Here is an 18070-nt window from a genome sequence, read left to right on the forward strand (position 1 = left end):
AAAGTAGGCCGCCGTAAAGGCGGAAGGGGCCAGCAGCAGCCCCACACTGAATGGATAAACTCGCAGCCTCAACATCCCAACCCGGGATTCCGTGAGCCAAAAAAAAGCCCGTATCCATGGATACGGGCTTTTTTATTTACGCGAGGATCAGGACGCCGAACTTGCCGCGCGTTGTTCCATGCTGTTTGGCGACAGCTTGAACACGTAGTACAGCACCGTCAGCATCACCAGGAACGCCGGGCCAATGTACAGGGCCACGCGGGTTTCCTCGAAGTAGGCCATCAGGCCGACCACCAGGATCAGGAACGCCAGCGCCAGGTAGGAGCTCAGCGGCCACAGCCACATGCGGTACTTCAGGGCAGCACGCTCAGCGTTGCTCAGGCCGGCGCGGAACTTCAGCTGGGCCAGGAGGATCATCACCCAGGTCCAGATCGCGCCGAAGGTGGCAATGGCGGTTACCCAGACGAAGACTTTCTCCGGCACCAGATAGTTGGCCAGCACGCCCAGCAGCAAGGCTGCGATCGACAGCAGCAGGGCATTGCGCGGTACGCCGTTGCTCGAGGTGCGGGCAAAGGTGGCTGGCGCCTGGCCGTTCTGCGCCAGGCTGTAGAGCATGCGCCCGGTGCTGAAGATGCCGCCGTTGCACGACGACAGCGCGGCAGTGATTACCACGAAGTTGATGATACCGGCAGCGGTCTTGATGCCCAGACGCTCGAAGGTCATCACGAACGGGCTGCCCTGGCTGCCGATTTCGTTCCACGGGTAGATCGACAGGATCACGAACAGTGCGCCGACGTAGAACAGCAGAATGCGCCAGAACACCGAACCGATGGCCTGCGGAATGGTTTTTTGCGGGTTGCGCGCTTCACCGGCGGTCAGGCCGATCATCTCGACACCCAGGTAGGCGAACATCACCATCTGCAGCGACATCAGCACGCCAGTCACACCGTTGGGCATGAAGCCGCCGTTGCTCCAGAGGTTGGAGATGCCCATGGCCACGCCGTCGTTGCCGAAACCGAAGGCGATGATGCCGACGCCACCCAGCACCATGGCAATGATGGTGACGATCTTGATCAGGGCGAACCAGAACTCGAACTCACCGAAGGCCTTGACCGCGATCAAGTTGATCGCGCCCATGCTGCCCAGGGCCGCCAGCGCCCAGATCCAGCGCGGTACCTCCGGGAACCAGATGCCCATGTAGATGGCCACCGCGGTGATTTCCGCCACGCAAGTCACCAGCCACAGGAACCAGTAGTTCCAGCCGGTGAGAAAGCCCGCCAACGGGCCGAGGTAGTCTTGGGCGTAGCGGCTGAACGAGCCGGCGACCGGATTGTGCACGGCCATCTCGCCGAGGGCGCGCATGATCACCAGAATCGCCAGGCCGCCGATGATGTACGACAGCATGATGGCCGGACCGGCCATTTCGATGGCCTTGGCCGAACCGAGGAACAGGCCGACACCGATACAGGCGCCCAGCGCCATCAGGCGAATGTGGCGTTCGCCGAGCTCTCGCTTGAGTGGGCCGCCCTGAGCGGTCTCACCGTGAGAAGGGTGGTTGCCGACTGGCATAAAAGTACAACCTCATTTTGTTATTGGATATGACCATTCGTGCAGGCCTGGCACCGCCGATAGGCTGGATGCATTGCCTCGCCGGGCGCCACCTTGTGAGCGGACCCGTCTGCCAGGTCTGAAAACCGGCAGAGCGAAAGGGGCGAGCAGTATAGAAAGGCCCCTGCAGGGCATTTCACTGTATAAAGCACGATATTTGGCGAGAACTCTCGGCAAAAACCGCTTCTACGGAGGGGCATTCCCCGTGCTAGAGCCTCTGCAGGAAACAGGGCGGGTAACATAGCACCAAAACGGGGCAATTCAAGCTCCACCAAAGGCGCATTTCTGACACGTTTTTAGGAAATACCCGGCAACTGACTACAAATTTTTCACCAAACCCGGCCACCGTCTAAGCTTCAGGCAAGCAAGACGAAAATACGTAGCCGGGCTGAAGACTATGGGCGCATTGTGGCAATCGGAACCGAACAGTACGGAAGCTCCCTCTGAACACCTCGAACCTTCGCCATCGCCGAAAAGCCCACGCCAGCGCCGCCTCTGGTGGCGGCTGTTCTGGTTGGTACTGCTGCTTGCCCTGATCGCCCTGGGCTATGCCGCCAGCGTCGAAATGCGCACTTCGCGCCTGCAGGCGCGCGAATTCAGCCAGTTCGCCGCGACCCTCAGCTACTCCATGCAACCCGGCCCCAGCGATGCCATCCGCTACCCTGGCGACGGCCCGTTCGACAAGCGACTGGGCTACAGCTCGCTGGGGGAGTTCCTGCCGCGCCTGCTCAAACGTGACTACGTCATCAATGAACAGGCGCGTTTTTCGCCGGCACTCATGGACTACGTCGATCACGGATTTTTCGTGCCTTATGCCGAGAAGATTCAAGCCGGACTGTCGATTACCGACTGTAAGGGCGACGCCCTGTATCAGTTTCACTACCCGCAGCACCTGTACCCCGACTTCGCGTCGATCCCGCCGGTCATCGTCCACAGCCTGCTGTTTATCGAGAACCGCGACCTGCTCGACGCCAATGACCCACTGAACAACCCCGCCGTCGATTGGCCGCGTTTTGCCAAGGCGGCCTACACCCAGGTGGCCAAATACCTGGCCCTGCCCGGCCAGTCGGCGGGCGGCAGTACCTTGGCTACCCAGTTGGAAAAGTACCGGCATTCGCCCGACGGCCTGACCGCCTCGGGCAGCGAGAAGATCCGCCAGATGATTTCCGCCAGCGTGCGCGCCTATCAGGATGGCCCGCAGACCCTGGAAGCCCGCCAGCGCATTGTGCGTGACTACCTCAACAGCGTGCCGCTTTCAGCCGTTCCCGGGCATGGTGAAGTCCATGGCATGGCCGAAGGCTTGCGGGTCTGGTACGGCGCCGACTTCGCCCAGGTCAACCAGGCCCTGTCCTCCACCGAGACTGACCCGGCAAGCCTCGCCGTCCGGGGCCTGGCCCTGCGCCAGGTGCTGTCGCTGATGATCGCCCAGCGCCGCCCATCGCACTTTTTGTCCAAGGGCCGCGCGGAACTGGCGCTGCTGACCGACAGCCACATCCGCATCCTCTCGGCCAGCAACATCATCGACAAGCCGCTGGCCGACGCCGCCCTGGCCAGCAAGGCCATCTACCGCGACTGGGTGGCCCAGCCGACCATCCAGCCAATCGTCACCAACAAGGGCATCAGCGTTGCCCGCAGCCGGCTGTCTTCGGCCCTCGGCCGGCCACTGTACGACCTCGACCGCCTCGACCTGTCGGCGACCAGCACCCTGCAGTCGGACTTGCAGGCCCAGGTCAGCCAGTACCTGAAGGACCTTGCCGACCCGGCCTTCGCGGAAAAAATGGGCCTGTTCGGCGAGCGCCTGCTGACTCCGACCAGTACTACACAGGTGCGCTACAGCTTCACCCTGCTCGAACGCACCGCCGACGGCTCAAGGGTGCGGGTACAGACCGACAGCACCGACCAGCCGTTCGATATCAACGAAGGCAGCAAGCTGGAGCTGGGTTCGACCGCCAAGCTGCGAGTGCTGACCAGCTACCTGGAAATCATCGGTGAACTGCACGACAAGTACGCCAACACCCCGGCTGCGGAGCTGAAGACAGTCCCGGTGGCCGAACTGGACTTCATTACCCGCTGGTCCCTCGACTACCTGATTCAGAACAAGGACCGCGACCTCAGCGCCATGCTCAACGCCGCCCTTGAGCGCAAGTACTCCGCCAGCCCCGGCGAAGCCTTCTTTACCGGCGGTGGCCTGCATGTATTCAACAACTTTCGCAAGGAAGACAACGGCCGCATTCCCACGCTCAAGGACGCCCTTCGCGAGTCGATCAACCTGCCGTTCATTCGCCTGATGCGCGACCTGGTGCGCTACAGCACCTACCAGCAGCCGGGCAACAGTGCCAGCCTGCTCAAGGACGATGCCGAGCCGCGCCGTCAGGAATACCTGGCGCGCTTTGCCGACAAGGAAGGCACCGATTACATGCGCAGGTTCTGGAAAAAGTACCAGCGCAAGACCTCGCAGCAACGCCTGGATACTTTCCTCGACAGCCTGCGGGTGACCCCGATCCGCCTGGCCGCAGTACACCGTTACCTGTTTCCGGAGGCCGACCAGGCGACCTTCAACTCCTTCGTCCAGGCGCACCTGAAAAAAGACCGGATCGAGAACAAGGCGGCAGCCACCAAGCAGAACACCGTTACCGAAAAACGTCTGCAAGAGCTGTACGAAGCCTACCGGCCGGGCGCCTATGACCTGCCCGACCAAGGCTTCATTGCCAAGGTGCACCCATTGGACCTGTGGCTGCTTGGCTACCTGCTGCAACACCCGAGTGCCACCTTCCAGGAAGCGGCTCAAGCCAGCCACTTCGAACGCCAGGAAGTTTATGGCTGGCTGTTCAAGAGCCGGCACAAGGGCGCACGCGACAGTCGCATCCGCACCCTGGTGGAAATCGAAGCGTTCCTCGATATCCATCAACGCTGGAAACGCGTCGGCTATCCGTTCGATCATCTGGTGCCGTCGCTGGCCACCGCCATCGGCAGCTCCGGCGACCGTCCGGCAGCCCTGGCCGAGCTGATCGGGATAATCCAGAACGACGGCGTGCGCTTGCCAGTGCTGCGCATCGACACCCTGCACTTTGCCGCCGACACCCCCTATGAAACCCGTCTGACCAGCGACCCCGACCTGGGCCAGCGGGTACTCTCGGTGGAGGTCGCCCGGGCCCTGCGCGGCGCCCTCTCGCAAGTGGTAGATGCCGGTACTGCGCGGAGGGTGTCGGGCAGCTTCAAACTGGCCGACGGCGCTGCGCTGGTAATGGGCGGCAAGACCGGCACCGGCGACAACCGCATCGAAAGCTTCGGCGCGGGCGGGCGGCTGATCGGCTCACGTTCGTTGAACCGCACCGCCACCTTCGTGTTCTACCTCGGCGAAAACCACTTCGGCACCCTCACCGCCTTCGTTCCCGGGCGTGCGGCGGAGTCCTTCCGCTTTACTTCAGCGCTGCCGGTACAGGTGCTCAAGGGCATGGCGCCCATCCTGATGCCGTACCTGGAACCAGGCAGCCACACCCTGTGCAAGCCGCCGCGGATGGTACAGCGCTAGTGGAAGCGCTTGGCGGTGGTATAGCTTTTGGCCCAGTAACTGTTGCTCAGGGAATCAATACGAATGTTCTTGCCAGTGCGTGGGGCGTGAATGAAACGCCCTTCGCCGATGTACAGGCCGACGTGGCCGATCCGGCCCTGGCCGTTGCGATTGAAGAACACCGCGTCGCCACGTTTTAGCTGGCTCTGCTTGATGGTCCGGGCACCGGACTTGAGCATCGCCGCGGTGGTGCGTGGAATCCTGATATCGGCTTCGTGACGGAACAGGTAGACCAGCAGTCCGCTGCAATCAAATCCGCCCTTGACCGACATGCCGCCCCAGCGGTACGGCACGCCGATCAACTCGTGCGCGCGCTCGACCAGACGATCGAGATTGGCTTCCAGCTCGTGCCGTACCGTGTGCTCGCGAGCGACTTGGGTAACGGAGAAATTGGCCTGGGCAAAAAACGACAGCCCCCAGAGCAGGCTGATGAAAAAAATTGAACGCGCCACGGTGAAATACTCACAGGTGAAGAAAACGTGGCGAATCTTAGGGGTGATTTCCGTGGGTGTAGATCAAGCCAATCTGAGGCGTTTGTAGGAAAAACCTTAAGCATTCCTACACGAATTCAGCACGTCCTACGCTGATCATGAGAAATATTCTTATTCTCGCGCTTGCTTTAAGATATATCTTGAGTAATATCTGAAGATACATCTAACGCAACCGGAGATTCCCATGCGTGACCATCATCCCCACCGCGAACACGGCGACCGGCATGACGGCTTTGAACGTCGTCACGGCCGTGAACGTGGCGATCGCGGCCCCCGCGTGTTTGCCCCAGGCGACCTGAAGCTGTTGTTGTTGTCGATGCTGGCCGAGCAGCCCTGCCACGGCTACGACCTGATCCGCCAGATCGAAAGCCTCTTCGATGGCAGCTACAGCCCCAGCCCCGGAGTGATCTACCCGACCTTGAATTTTCTTGAAGAAGCCGAGCTGATCAGCGGCCAGACCCAGGGCAGCAAGCGCCTCTACGGCATTACCGCAGCTGGGGAGAAATCCCTGGCCGACCAGGCCATCGCCCTGGACGGAGTGCGCATGCGCATTGAGGTCAGCAAGCGTTCGCTGCGCGGCCACGACCGCCCGGCAGAGATCCACGAAGCCGTACACAACCTGCGCCACGCCCTGCAGATGCACAGCGGGCGCTGGAACCCGGCGGAAATCGAGCGGGTCCGCACCCTGCTCAACGACACCGCCAAAGCCATCGTCGCAGGGCCCACTGCGACCTCACCGGAGCAAGCCGAATGACTGTTAGCGAAAACGCCACCATTCACCGCGTCAACCACGAGATCAAGCACCGCCGCCTGAACGTGCTGCGGGTCACCGAGCTGACCCCGCGCATGCGCCGCATCACCCTCGGCGGGCCAGAGCTGCAGGGCTTTACCAGCGTCGGCAGCGATGACCACGTCAAACTGATGTTTGCCTGCTCGGCAGAAGAACAGGCCGTGCTCGACAACCTCGACTTCAGCCGCGACGGCCTGCGCCCGACCATGCGCGAATACACCCCACGGCGCATCGACCTGGCGGGCGGCGAGATGGATATCGACTTTGTCCTGCACGGCGATGGCCCTGCTTCGACCTGGGCTGCCCAGGCGCAGGTCGGCCAGGTGCTGCACATGGCCGGGCCACGGGCCTCGCTGGTGGTCCCGGATATCTTCGACAGCTACCTGCTGATCGGTGACGAAACCGCGATCCCGGCCATCGCCCGGCGCCTGGAAGAACTACCGGCGGGCCGCAAGGTACTGGCAGTGATCGAAATCGAGAATGCCCAGGAGCAACAAGCACTGGCCAGCGCCGCGCAGGTCGAGGTGATTTGGGTTCAGCGCCAGCAGCAGGATCTGCTTCAAGTAGTGAAGGATCTGCCCCTGCCAAGCGGTCAGCTGTATACCTGGGTGGCCCTGGAAAAATCGCTGATGCGTAGGACCAAGCGCCTGCTGATCGATGACAAGGGCGTCAAGGAAGACCTGATCAAGGCTGCCTCCTACTGGCAGCTTGACCCTCACGACGACTGAACGGCTGCCTCAGGGTTGCGTCCTGGCCTTGGCCAGGCGCCCGCCCTGCCAGTGATCGAGGCCGAGCAACAGCAGGCTGATGGCGACAAACCCACCGAGAATCGCCAGCGCATTGAGCAGCACCTGGCCATAGCCCAGTTCGGCCACGTCGATAAACGGATAGGGATAGACGCCTATCACATGCCCGCGCAGCAGCGCATAGGCAAAATACCCCAGCGGATACAGCAGCCAGGCCAGCAGATGCCAGAAGCGCAGGCTGCCCTTCTCCACGCAGCACCACCAATAGGCCACGAACAGCAGCGGCATGACGTCGTGCAGCAGCTCATCCGCCAGCCATTGCCAGCCTTGCGGGTGCCACAAATGACGCAGCAACAGGCTGTAGGCAAGGCCCACGAGGATAATGCTCGCGGCAATCCCGGAACTGACCCAGGGCGCGAGGAAGAAGCGCCGCAGCGCCGACTCGCGGCCGAATGCCGCGTGACTGAGGACCACGGCTACCAGGGTGTTGCTGAGCACGGTGAAAAAACTGAACAAAGTCACCAGGCCACCCAGCAGGCTCGCCTGCTCCTGCCAGCGCGCCAGCAACAGCAGGTACATCTGGATTGCCAGCGCGCTCCAGCCCAGGCATGCCGCCGAGGCAATCAAGAGCGTGCGCCGGTTCACGCGCTCAGCGGCCGCGCTGCATTTTCAGGTACAGGCGCTCGACCTTCTCCCGGGCCCAGGGGGTTTTGCGCAGGAAGGTCAGGCTCGACTTGATGCTCGGGTCGCTCTTGAAGCAGCGGATATCAATGCGCTCAGCCAGGCCGTCCCATTGGTACTTCGCGACCAGCGCGGTAAGGATCTGCTCCAGGGTCACGCCATGCAGCGGGTTTTGATTAGCGGCGGTCATGCCTGTGCTCCAGCCTACGAAAGGTGCGCACCTTAGCCGAGCCACGGCTGCAAGTCTTCAGACTTTTCGCCTTCAAGGTGCTGCTTACAGACATTCTAGTGTGGGCAAGGGCTCTAGCCAGCGCTTGAGCGTTTTATCTTTAATGGTAATGTTATATTGTATCAACACTATAACACTGCCAAGGACCTCTTCCCTTCATGCGTCACTTACCCCTGCGCCTGTCCCCCCTTGCCGCTGCGCTCTGGCTCGCTTCACCCTTGAGCCAGGCTGTCGAGCTGCAACCCCAGGTGATCACCGCCAACCCGCTGGGCAACAGCGAACTGGCTGCGCCCACCACTGTGCTCGATGGCGACGACCTTGCCCTGCAACAAAAAGGCAGCCTCGGCCAGACCCTCAACAACCAGCCCGGCGTCGCCTCGACCTGGTTCGGCCCGGGTGCCAGCCGCCCGGTGATCCGCGGCCTGGACGGCGACCGTATCCGTATCCTGCGCAACGGCGTTGGCGCCCTGGATGCTTCGTCGTTGTCCTATGACCACGCCGTGCCACTTGACCCGGCCACCGTCGAGCGCATCGAGATCGTCCGCGGCCCGGCCGCCCTGCTCTACGGCGGCAACGCCATCGGCGGGGTGGTCAACAGCTTCGACAACCGCATTCCGACCTCGCCCATCGACGGCATTCACGGCGCCGGTGAGTTGCGCTACGGCGGCGCCGACACCACCCGCAGCAGCGCCGGCAAGCTGGAAGCGGGTGACGGCCGCTTCGCCCTGCACCTGGACGCCAACAGCCGCCAGTTCAATGACCTGCGTATTCCCGGTTACGCCCGCAGCTCGAAAGTGCGCGACGCCGACGAACCGGGCAGCAAGCATCGCCTGGACAACAGCGACGGTCGCCAGGACGGCGGCGCCGTTGGCGGTTCCTACCATTGGGATCACGGCTATGCCGGCCTTTCCTACAGCCGCTATGACTCCAACTACGGCTCGGTGGCCGAACCGGGTGTGCGCCTGGACATGCAGCAGGATCATTACGGCTTCGCCTCGGAGTTGCGGGACCTCGACGGCCCGTTCAGTTCGCTCAAGGTCGACCTTGGCTACACCGATTATCAACACCGCGAACTGGAAAGCGGCGAGGTGCACACCACCTTTAAGAACAAGGGCTACGAGGCGCGGGTCGAGGCCCGGCATCAACCACTGGGGCCGGTCGAAGGGGTGATTGGCGCCCAGGTCAGCCGCAACGAGTTCTCTGCCTTAGGCGAAGAAGCCTTCGTGCCGCACACCGACACCAACAGCCTGGCGCTGTTCATGCTCGAGCAGTGGCAAGCCACCGAACGCCTGAACCTGAGCCTTGGCGGGCGCCTGGAGCACACCCGGGTCGAACCTGACAGCAAGGGCAGCGAACGTTTTGCCGAGGCAGATCGTTCCAGCAGCTTCACCGCCGCCAGCCTGTCGTCCGGCGCGGTCTACGAACTGACCCCGGTGTGGTCCCTGGCCGCGACCCTGGGCTACACCGAACGTGCTCCGACCTTCTACGAGCTGTACGCCAACGGCGCCCACGTCGCCACCGGCACCTATGAGGTCGGTGACCCGAACCTGAGCAAGGAGAAAGCCATCTCCAGCGACCTGGCCCTGCGTTTCGACAACGGCACGCACAAGGGCAGCGTCGGCGTGTTCTACAGCCACTTTCGCAATTACATCGGCCTGCTGGCCAGCGGCAACCTGCGCGAAGGTCATGACCACGACCATGATCACGGCGATGAAGACCACGATCACGACCATGATCATGACCACGGCGGTGATGTACCGGAATACCTCTACCACGGGGTTCGCGCGCGCTTCTACGGCATCGAGGCCCAGGACCGCTGGCAACTGGCGCAGAACCGCTATGGCAGCTTTGCCCTGGAGCTTTCAGGCGACTACACCCGGGCCAAGAACCTCGACACCGGCGAAGACCTGCCGCGCATCGCCCCGCTGCGCCTGAACAGCGGCCTGTTGTGGGAACTGGATCGCTGGCAGGCACGGGTGGACGTGCAGCACGCCAGTGCCCAGCACAAGAAGCCGGCCAACGAGACCAGCACCGACGGCTACACCACCCTCGGCGCCAGCGTCGGTTACCGTTTCGATATCGGCCAGAGCCAATGGCTGGCCTTTGTCCGGGGTGAGAACCTGACCGACCAGACCGTGCGCTACTCAAGCTCGATCCTGCGTGACATCGCCCCGGCACCAGGGCGCAGTGTCGAAGTCGGCTTGCGTACCACCTTCTAAAGCAATAGCCCCCTGTGGGCGCCGGCCTTGCTGGCTCCCACAGCGGATCAGAGTCACCTGCCTCAACCGCACTGTTACCAATTCGGCAACGGTGCCTCTTGCTGAATTGACTTTTTTTCTTACAAGTTCAGCTATATCCTCCCCGCCGCAAGCTGAACCGCTTCAGTCTATTTCCCTGCAGCCTTATCGCCGATGCTCCTCGTAACTCGGTGGCCTTGCCGTTTTTTCAATAATCAAAAGATAGCGCTATCTCATGCCTCAGAACGATCGTTTCCGCTTTTCCCCCGCCACCCGGACACTGCTTTCGGGTCTGGCCATCGCCAGCCTCGCGCCTTGCGCCCAGGCTGCCGCGATGTTCGCCAGCGACTCGCCATGGATGCTTGGCGATTGGGGCGGCACCCGCACGGAGCTGGCTGAACGCGGCTACGACTTCACCCTCGGCTACACCGGCGAGATGGGCGCCAACCTGCACGGCGGGCATGACAACGACAAGACTGCGCGCTACAGCGACCAGTTTGCCCTCGGCACCCACCTGGACCTGCAGAAGATCCTCGGCTGGCACGATGCCGAGTTCCAGTTGACGGTCACCGAGCGCCACGGCAACAACATCAGCAACGACCGCATCAATGACCCGCGCGTCGGCGGTTTTACCTCGGCCCAGGAAGTCTGGGGCCGCGGCCAGACCTGGCGGCTGACCCAGATGTGGATCAAACAGAAGTACTTCGACGGCGCGCTGGACGTGAAATTCGGCCGCTTCGGCCAGGGCGAGGACTTCAACAGCTTCCCTTGCGACTTCCAGAACCTGGCGTTCTGCGGCTCGCAGGTGGGCAACTGGGTCGGTGACATCTGGTACAACTGGCCGGTCAGCCAGTGGGCCCTGCGGGTCAAGTACAACCTGACCCCTGAGCTATACGCACAAATCGGTGCCTACGAGCAGAACCCTTCCAACCTCGATCGCGGCAACGGCTTCAAGCTTAGCGGCAGCGGCACCCAGGGCGCGGTGATTCCGGTCGAACTGGTGTGGAGCCCGGCGGTCAATGGCCTGAAAGGGGAATATCGCGCCGGTTACTACTACAGTAATGCCAAGGCAAGCGATGTCTACAAGGACAGCAACGATCAACCGGCAGCACTGAGCGGCCAGGCTTACCGCAGCAGTTCGAGCAAGCACGGCTTCTGGCTCGGTGCCCAGCAACAGGTGACGTCGCTGGCATCTGACCATTCGCGTGGTTTGAGCGTATTCGCCAACGCCACGCTGCACGACAAGAAGACCAATGCCATCGACAACTATGTTCAGGCAGGTGTGGTGTACAAGGGGCCCTTCGATGCCCGCGCCAAGGACGACATCGGTTTCGCCCTGGCACGCGTGCACGTCAACCCTGCCTACCGCAAGAACGCCCAGGCCATCAACCAGGCCCGCGGCGTCAGCGACTTCAACGACTCCCTGTTCCGTCCGATCCAGGACACCGAATACAGCGCCGAGCTGTACTACGGCATCCACCTGGCCGACTGGCTGACCGTGCGCCCCAACCTGCAGTACATCCGCCACCCCGGTGGCGTGAGCCAGGTCGATGACGCGCTGATCGGCGGGATCAAGATCCAGAGCAGTTTCTAACCACCCTTTTCACCTAACGGAGAACACACGATGAGCACTGATGGTGCCTTGAGTAGAACCCGCTGGCTGCCGCGACTGATCGGTGTGCTGTTGTTGCTGATGGGCCTGGCCCTGCTGGCTGGCGGTATCAAACTGAGCCAGCTGGGCGGTTCGCTGTATTACCTGATTGCCGGCATCGGCTTCGCCCTGTCCGGCATCCTCTTGCTGGCCCTGCGCCGCAACGCCCTGGGCCTGTATGGCCTGGTGCTGCTGGGGAGCACCCTGTGGGCCTTGTGGGAAGTCGGCCTGGACTGGTGGCAACTGGTGCCGCGCCTGGCCCTGTGGTTCGCCCTGGGTGGGGTTCTGCTGCTGCCGTGGGCGCGCCGTCCGCTGCTGGGCAACCCGTCCAAGGTCAACACCGGCCTGCTGAGCCTGGCCGTCGTGCTGTCGGGTGCCACTGCAGTGGCCAGCCAGTTCACCCACCCGGGTGAAATCAAGGGCGAGCTGGGCCGCGAAAGCGCCGAGATGAGCAGCACTGCGCCGCAAATGCCGGATGGCGAGTGGCAAGCCTATGGCCGCACCGAATTCGGCGACCGCTACTCGCCGCTGCGCCAGATCACCCCGCAGAACGTACACAAGCTGCAGGAAGCCTGGCGCATCCGTACCGGCGACCTGCCGACCGATAACGACCCGGTCGAGCTGACCAATCAGAACACCCCGCTGAAGGTCAACGGCAAGCTGTACGCCTGCACCGCCCACAGCAAAGTGCTGGCCCTGGACCCGGACACCGGTGCCGAAATCTGGCGTTTCGACCCGCAGATCAAGAGCCCGGTGGGCTTCAAGGGCTTTGCCCACATGACCTGCCGTGGTGTGTCGTACTACGACGAGAACAACTACGTCAGCGCTGACGGCAGCCCCGCGCCGAAAATCAGCGACGCCGGCCAGGCCGTTGCCGTCGCCTGCCCGCGCCGCCTCTACCTGCCGACCGCCGACGCCCGCCTGATCGCCCTCAACGCCGACACCGGCAAAGTCTGTGAAGGTTTCGGCAACCAGGGTGTGATCGACCTGACCACCGGCATCGGCCCGTTCACCGCCGGCGGTTACTACTCCACCTCGCCTGCGGCGATCACCCGTGATCTGTTGATCATCGGCGGCCATGTCACCGACAACGAGTCGACCAACGAGCCGTCCGGCGTCATCCGCGCTTACGACGTACACGACGGTCGCCTGGTGTGGAACTGGGACAGCAACAACCCGGATGACACCGCACCGCTGGCCCCTGGCAAGACCTACAGCCGCAACTCGGCGAACATGTGGTCGCTGGCCAGTGTCGACGAGAAACTGGGCATGGTCTTCCTGCCGCTGGGCAACCAGACCCCGGACCAATGGGGTGCTGATCGCACCCCGGGCGCCGAGAAGTACAGCGCCGGTATCGTCGCCCTCGACCTTGCCAACGGCAAGGTACGCTGGAACTACCAGTTCACCCACCACGACCTGTGGGACATGGACGTCGGCAGCCAGCCAACTCTGCTCGATCTGAAAACCGCCGACGGCGTCAAACCTGCGCTGATTGCCCCGACCAAACAGGGCAGCCTGTACGTGCTCGACCGTCGTGACGGTACGCCGATCGTGCCGATCCGCGAGATCCCGGTACCACAAGGCGCCGTCGAAGGTGACCACACCGCGCCGACCCAGGCCCGTTCAGACCTCAACCTGCTCGGCCCGGACCTGACCGAACAGGCCATGTGGGGCGCCAGCCCGTTCGACCAGATGCTCTGCCGCATCCAGTTCCGCGAACTGCGCTACGAAGGCCAGTACACTCCGCCGTCGGTACAGGGCAGCCTGGTCTATCCGGGTAACGTCGGCGTGTTCAACTGGGGCAGCGTCTCGGTCGACCCGGTGCGCCAGTTGCTGTTCACCAGCCCGAACTACATGGCCTTCGTCTCGAAGATGGTGCCGCGCGCCGAAGTTGCCGCCGGCAGCAAGCGTGAGAGCGAAACCAGCGGTGTGCAGCCGAACACCGGTGCACCGTACGCGGTGATCATGCACCCGTTCATGTCGCCACTGGGCGTACCGTGCCAGGCCCCCGCCTGGGGCTACGTAGCCGGTATCGACCTGACCACCAACCAGGTGGTGTGGAAGCACAAGAACGGCACCAGCCGCGACAGCTCGCCGATCCCGATCGGCCTGCCGATTGGCGTGCCAAGCATGGGCGGCTCGATCGTCACTGCAGGCGGCCTGGGCTTCCTCAGCGGCACCCTGGACCAATACCTGCGTGCCTACGACACCAACACCGGCAAAGAGCTGTGGAAATCGCGCCTGCCGGCCGGTGGCCAGGCCACGCCGATGACCTACACCGGCAAGGACGGCAAGCAATACGTGCTGGTGACCGCCGGTGGTCACGGCTCGCTGGGCACCAAGATGGGCGATTACGTAATCGCTTACAAATTGGCTGAGTAGGCCTTAGCTGCAAGCTTCAAGCTGCAAGCTGCAAGCACCGCGCTCCTCATTTGCGGCTTGTGGCTTGAAGCTTGAATCTTTGCTCCACCCGCCCCATCTAAGCACCATAGTCATTAAGCAGGTGCGCCATGAGCGATCAGCAGGATCTACCGGAACATCCCGAGGAAGACGCCGAAGTCGAGCATCTCGAAGCCGCCGAACACAGCGGCCATAACCTTGCTTTGCCGGGCCAGCAGCTTCCCGACAAGGTCTATATCATCCCGATCCACAACCGCCCGTTCTTCCCCGCGCAAGTGTTGCCGGTGATCGTCAATGAAGAACCCTGGGCCGAAACCCTGGATCTGGTAGCCAAGACCCCACACCACTCCCTGGCCCTGTTCTTCATGGACACGCCGCCGGAAGACCACCGTCATTTCGACACCTCGGCCCTGCCGCTGTACGGCACCCTGGTCAAGGTTCACCACGCCAGCCGCGAGAACGGCAAACTGCAGTTCGTCGCCCAGGGTCTGACCCGGGTGCGCATTCGTACCTGGCTCAAGCACCATCGCCCGCCCTACCTGGTCGAGGTCGAATACCCGCATCAACCCAGTGAGCCGACCGACGAGGTCAAGGCCTACGGCATGGCCCTGATCAACGCGATCAAGGAGCTGCTGCCGCTCAACCCGCTGTACAGCGAAGAGCTGAAGAACTACCTCAACCGCTTCAGTCCCAACGATCCGTCGCCGCTGACCGACTTTGCCGCCGCGCTGACCTCGGCCACCGGCAACCAGCTGCAGGAAGTGCTCGACTGCGTGCCCATGCTCAAGCGCATGGAAAAGGTCCTGCCGATGCTGCGCAAGGAGGTCGAAGTCGCGCACCTGCAGAACGAGATCTCGGCCGAAGTGAACCGGCAGATCGGCGAGCACCAGCGCGAGTTCTTCCTCAAGGAACAGCTCAAGGTCATCCAGCAGGAGCTGGGCCTGACCAAAGACGACCGCAGCGCCGACATCGAACAGTTCGAGCAACGCCTGCAAAGCAAGACCCTGCCCGCCGCCGCGCAAAAGCGCATCGACGAAGAGCTGGGCAAGCTGTCGATCCTCGAGACTGGCTCGCCCGAGTACGCCGTCACCCGTAACTACCTGGACTGGGCCACCGCCCTGCCCTGGGGCGTCTACGGCAAGGACAAGCTCGACCTCAAGCACGCGCGCAAGGTGCTCGACCAGCATCACGCCGGCCTTGATGACATCAAGGAACGCATCCTCGAATTCCTCGCCGTGGGTGCCTACAAAGGCGAGATCAGCGGCTCCATCGTGCTGCTGGTAGGCCCGCCGGGCGTCGGCAAGACCAGCATCGGCAAGTCCATCGCCGAATCCCTCGGCCGGCCGTTCTATCGCTTCAGCGTCGGCGGCATGCGCGACGAGGCCGAGATCAAGGGCCACCGCCGCACCTACATCGGCGCCCAGCCGGGCAAACTGGTGCAGGCGCTGAAAGACGTCGAAGTGATGAACCCGGTGATCATGCTCGACGAGATCGACAAGATGGGCCAGAGCTACCAGGGCGACCCGGCCTCGGCGCTGCTGGAAACCCTCGACCCCGAGCAGAACGTCGACTTCCTCGACCACTACCTTGACCTGCGCCTGGACCTGTCCAAGGTGCTGTTCGTGTGTACTGCCAACACCCTCGACTCGATCCCCGGGCCGTTACTTGACCGCATGGAAGTGATTCGCCTGTCCGGCTATATCACCGAAGAAAAACTGGCCATCGCCAAGCGCCACCTATGGCCCAAACAGCTGCAAAAAGCCGGGGTGGCCAAGACCAGCCTGAGCATCAGCGACAGCGCCCTGCGCACGGTGATCGAGGGCTATGCCCGCGAAGCCGGTGTGCGTCAGCTGGAAAAACAGCTGGGCAAGCTGGTGCGCAAGGCGGTGGTGCAACTGCTAGACGACCCCGAGAAAAAGATCAAGATCGGCCCCAAGGACCTTGAGGCATCACTGGGCATGCCGGTGTTTCGCAGCGAACAGGTGCTAGCCGGCAAAGGGGTGATCACCGGCCTTGCCTGGACCAGCATGGGCGGCGCCACCCTGCCAATCGAGGCAACGCGCATCCACACCCTCAACCGCGGCTTCAAGCTCACCGGCCAATTGGGCGAGGTGATGAAAGAGTCCGCTGAGATCGCCTACAGCTACGTCAGCGCCAACCTCAAGCAATACGGTGGTGATCCGAGCTTCTTCAACGAAGCCTTCATTCACCTGCACGTGCCGGAAGGCGCCACGCCCAAGGACGGCCCCAGCGCCGGGGTGACCATGGCCAGTGCACTGCTGTCACTGGCGCGCGACCAGGCGCCGAAGAAAGGCGTGGCCATGACTGGTGAGCTGACCCTGACCGGCAAGGTCCTGCCGATCGGCGGGGTGCGCGAGAAGGTGATTGCGGCGCGGCGACAGAAGATCTTCGAGCTGATCCTGCCGGAAGCCAACCGCGGTGATTTCGAGGAGTTGCCGGCTTATCTCAAGGAGGGCTTGAGTGTGCACTTTGCCAAGCGTTTTGGTGATGTCGCCAAGGTGCTGTTCAACTGAAGTTGTCCTGGCAGCAGGCGCGGGAGTTAAAAGCCCGCGCCTGCCTGGTTGACTGCAATTAACTTGCGCTCACAGTTGATAACCGCTCAGCGTGCGACTCATCTGCAGCGCACGCTGTTCGATGGTTTTCCACAACCCCAGAAACCGCCCGAAATAAATCGCGAATCGGGCCAATTGTTGGCCAGAGGTAATCAGCTGCAACTGATGGCTCGACGCATCAATATAAGCGGTCAGGCTTTGCCAGGATGAATGCACATGCGACGCGGCAGTCAATACCGCTCTCAGCAGTTTTTCCAATGCCTGCAGGCGATCTGACAGTTCCAGAAAACGGTTTTGCATTCCCACAAGTCTCAGCGTGTTGGAACTGATGTCGCGGTTCACTGGTTTTATGTAGCGCCCTACTTCCTGCAGCTTTCTAGACGCAGCAGGGATCACCTGCATGCGCGTTTCGTCGCGAAACCGGGTGCCCTCCAGGTGCACACGCTCAACTTGCCGGGTATAGCCCTTCAGTTGCTCCTTGAGTGCACTCATCTGGTTGGGCAAGGACGAAAGTATCTCCCGGTCTGCCTGGCTGAGGCTCACCCATTCCCCCGCTTGCAGAGCATCCCAGGCCTCTCGGCGTTTACCCAATGCCTTGGTTTGAGCACAGACATCGAGAATCACTGCGCCTGAACGACTGATGTTGCCCGCGACCGTGAATAAATGGTTTGCCAATTGCAGGTTTTTCCCAAACAACACTTCCCAACTCGTGGCGTTCCCTTTTACCTGACGAAAAAACGTCGTCAAAGCACTGCTGTTGAGCTCCGGGTTAACGGCAAATGAAGCGTTAGATAACAAAACACCTATCAGGTTACTACCGACGCCTAGCCAGGTGGACAGTTCCCGGGGTGAACCCGGCAAGCGTCTGGCATAAACTATATAATCATTGAGGCTCGTGACATGGGCTGGCGTCAAACTCAGGGCGCCGGTATCCAGGTTTGATGATAGTGCACTCAGCAGGTCACCTGGCAGGCCCGAAGCTTGTTTCTGCCAAGTGTCATCCAACAGCTTTGCATTCATATTTATCCACTCCCTGTGCGCTGCAGCGCTGCGCCCCGGTTATTACACCGGGGCACAACAAACGCTGCTTTTC

General features: G+C 62.2%; 12 protein-coding genes. 7 read left to right on the plus strand and 5 right to left on the minus strand.

From position 1 onward, the window contains the following. Window positions 1–147: 147 nt before the first annotated feature. The gene (locus ABIE20_RS04120; protein WP_429503028.1) at window positions 148–1569 is read right to left on the minus strand and encodes an amino acid permease; all 1422 of its coding nucleotides are present in this window, start codon (window positions 1567–1569) and stop codon (window positions 148–150) included. Window positions 1570–2005: 436 nt separating this feature from the next. On the opposite strand from ABIE20_RS04120, the gene ABIE20_RS04125 reads away from it, so the two are divergent. Then, the gene (locus ABIE20_RS04125; RefSeq protein ID WP_429503030.1) at window positions 2006–5140 is read left to right on the plus strand and encodes a transglycosylase domain-containing protein; all 3135 of its coding nucleotides are present in this window, start codon (window positions 2006–2008) and stop codon (window positions 5138–5140) included. Here ABIE20_RS04125 and ABIE20_RS04130 read toward each other — a convergent pair. Continuing rightward, window positions 5137–5631, minus strand: coding sequence for a C40 family peptidase (locus ABIE20_RS04130; RefSeq protein ID WP_429503032.1), 495 nt, complete (start codon window positions 5629–5631; stop codon window positions 5137–5139). The genes ABIE20_RS04125 and ABIE20_RS04130 overlap by 4 nt on opposite strands. A gap of 223 nt (window positions 5632–5854) precedes the next feature. Between ABIE20_RS04130 and ABIE20_RS04135 the strand changes: the two genes are divergently transcribed. Beyond that, window positions 5855–6424, plus strand: a complete 570-nt coding sequence (locus tag ABIE20_RS04135; RefSeq protein ID WP_429503034.1) for a PadR family transcriptional regulator — start codon at window positions 5855–5857, stop codon at window positions 6422–6424. Then, complete coding sequence (locus ABIE20_RS04140) at window positions 6421–7188, plus strand: siderophore-interacting protein (RefSeq protein WP_429503036.1); 768 nt, start codon at window positions 6421–6423, stop codon at window positions 7186–7188. Before ABIE20_RS04135 ends, ABIE20_RS04140 begins: the two co-directional genes overlap by 4 nt. A gap of 9 nt (window positions 7189–7197) precedes the next feature. On the opposite strand, the gene ABIE20_RS04145 is transcribed toward ABIE20_RS04140, so the two are convergent. After that, window positions 7198–7851, minus strand: a complete 654-nt coding sequence (locus ABIE20_RS04145) for a Pr6Pr family membrane protein (RefSeq protein ID WP_429503038.1) — start codon at window positions 7849–7851, stop codon at window positions 7198–7200. 4 nt (window positions 7852–7855) lie between these two features. Further along, window positions 7856–8077 (minus strand): VF530 family DNA-binding protein, encoded by a 222-nt coding sequence (locus ABIE20_RS04150; protein ID WP_045197670.1) that lies wholly within the window; start codon window positions 8075–8077, stop codon window positions 7856–7858. Window positions 8078–8274: 197 nt separating this feature from the next. Here ABIE20_RS04150 and ABIE20_RS04155 point away from each other — a divergent pair, with 197 nt between their 5' ends. From ABIE20_RS04155 to lon, 4 genes are all read left to right on the plus strand, one after another. Continuing rightward, window positions 8275–10335 carry a TonB-dependent receptor gene (locus ABIE20_RS04155; RefSeq protein ID WP_429503040.1) on the plus strand — a complete coding sequence of 687 codons (2061 nt, stop codon included), beginning with the start codon at window positions 8275–8277 and terminating at the stop codon, window positions 10333–10335. A 253-nt stretch (window positions 10336–10588) separates the two neighbouring features. Then, window positions 10589–11947 carry a carbohydrate porin gene (locus ABIE20_RS04160; protein ID WP_429503042.1) on the plus strand — a complete coding sequence of 453 codons (1359 nt, stop codon included), beginning with the start codon at window positions 10589–10591 and terminating at the stop codon, window positions 11945–11947. A gap of 30 nt (window positions 11948–11977) precedes the next feature. Further along, a complete protein-coding gene (locus tag ABIE20_RS04165; protein WP_429503044.1) occupies window positions 11978–14386 on the plus strand; it encodes a glucose/quinate/shikimate family membrane-bound PQQ-dependent dehydrogenase in 2409 nt (802 codons plus the stop codon). 128 nt (window positions 14387–14514) lie between these two features. Next, entirely contained in the window at window positions 14515–16938 is a 2424-nt protein-coding gene (lon, locus tag ABIE20_RS04170; RefSeq protein WP_429503046.1) for an endopeptidase La, read from the plus strand. 69 nt (window positions 16939–17007) lie between these two features. On the opposite strand, the gene ABIE20_RS04175 is transcribed toward lon, so the two are convergent. Then, window positions 17008–17997 carry a hypothetical protein gene (locus ABIE20_RS04175; protein ID WP_429503048.1) on the minus strand — a complete coding sequence of 330 codons (990 nt, stop codon included), beginning with the start codon at window positions 17995–17997 and terminating at the stop codon, window positions 17008–17010. Window positions 17998–18070: the final 73 nt, after the last annotated feature.

The organism is Pseudomonas sp. 2835 (genome assembly GCF_050435905.1).
Taxonomy (GTDB): domain Bacteria; phylum Pseudomonadota; class Gammaproteobacteria; order Pseudomonadales; family Pseudomonadaceae; genus Aquipseudomonas.

Excerpts from the sequence above, each read along its gene's own strand:
- ABIE20_RS04160 (WP_429503042.1), top strand. The coding sequence starts at position 10,589 with ATGCCTCAGAACGATCGTTTCCGCTTTTCCCCCGCCACCCGGACACTG.
- ABIE20_RS04150 (WP_045197670.1), bottom strand. The coding sequence starts at position 8,077 with ATGACCGCCGCTAATCAAAACCCGCTGCATGGCGTGACCCTGGAGCAG.
- ABIE20_RS04175 (WP_429503048.1), bottom strand. The coding sequence starts at position 17,997 with ATGAATGCAAAGCTGTTGGATGACACTTGGCAGAAACAAGCTTCGGGC.
- lon (WP_429503046.1), top strand. The coding sequence starts at position 14,515 with ATGAGCGATCAGCAGGATCTACCGGAACATCCCGAGGAAGACGCCGAA.
- ABIE20_RS04135 (WP_429503034.1), top strand. The coding sequence starts at position 5,855 with ATGCGTGACCATCATCCCCACCGCGAACACGGCGACCGGCATGACGGC.
- ABIE20_RS04120 (WP_429503028.1), bottom strand. The coding sequence starts at position 1,569 with ATGCCAGTCGGCAACCACCCTTCTCACGGTGAGACCGCTCAGGGCGGC.
- ABIE20_RS04155 (WP_429503040.1), top strand. The coding sequence starts at position 8,275 with ATGCGTCACTTACCCCTGCGCCTGTCCCCCCTTGCCGCTGCGCTCTGG.
- ABIE20_RS04140 (WP_429503036.1), top strand. The coding sequence starts at position 6,421 with ATGACTGTTAGCGAAAACGCCACCATTCACCGCGTCAACCACGAGATC.
- ABIE20_RS04125 (WP_429503030.1), top strand. The coding sequence starts at position 2,006 with ATGGGCGCATTGTGGCAATCGGAACCGAACAGTACGGAAGCTCCCTCT.
- ABIE20_RS04165 (WP_429503044.1), top strand. The coding sequence starts at position 11,978 with ATGAGCACTGATGGTGCCTTGAGTAGAACCCGCTGGCTGCCGCGACTG.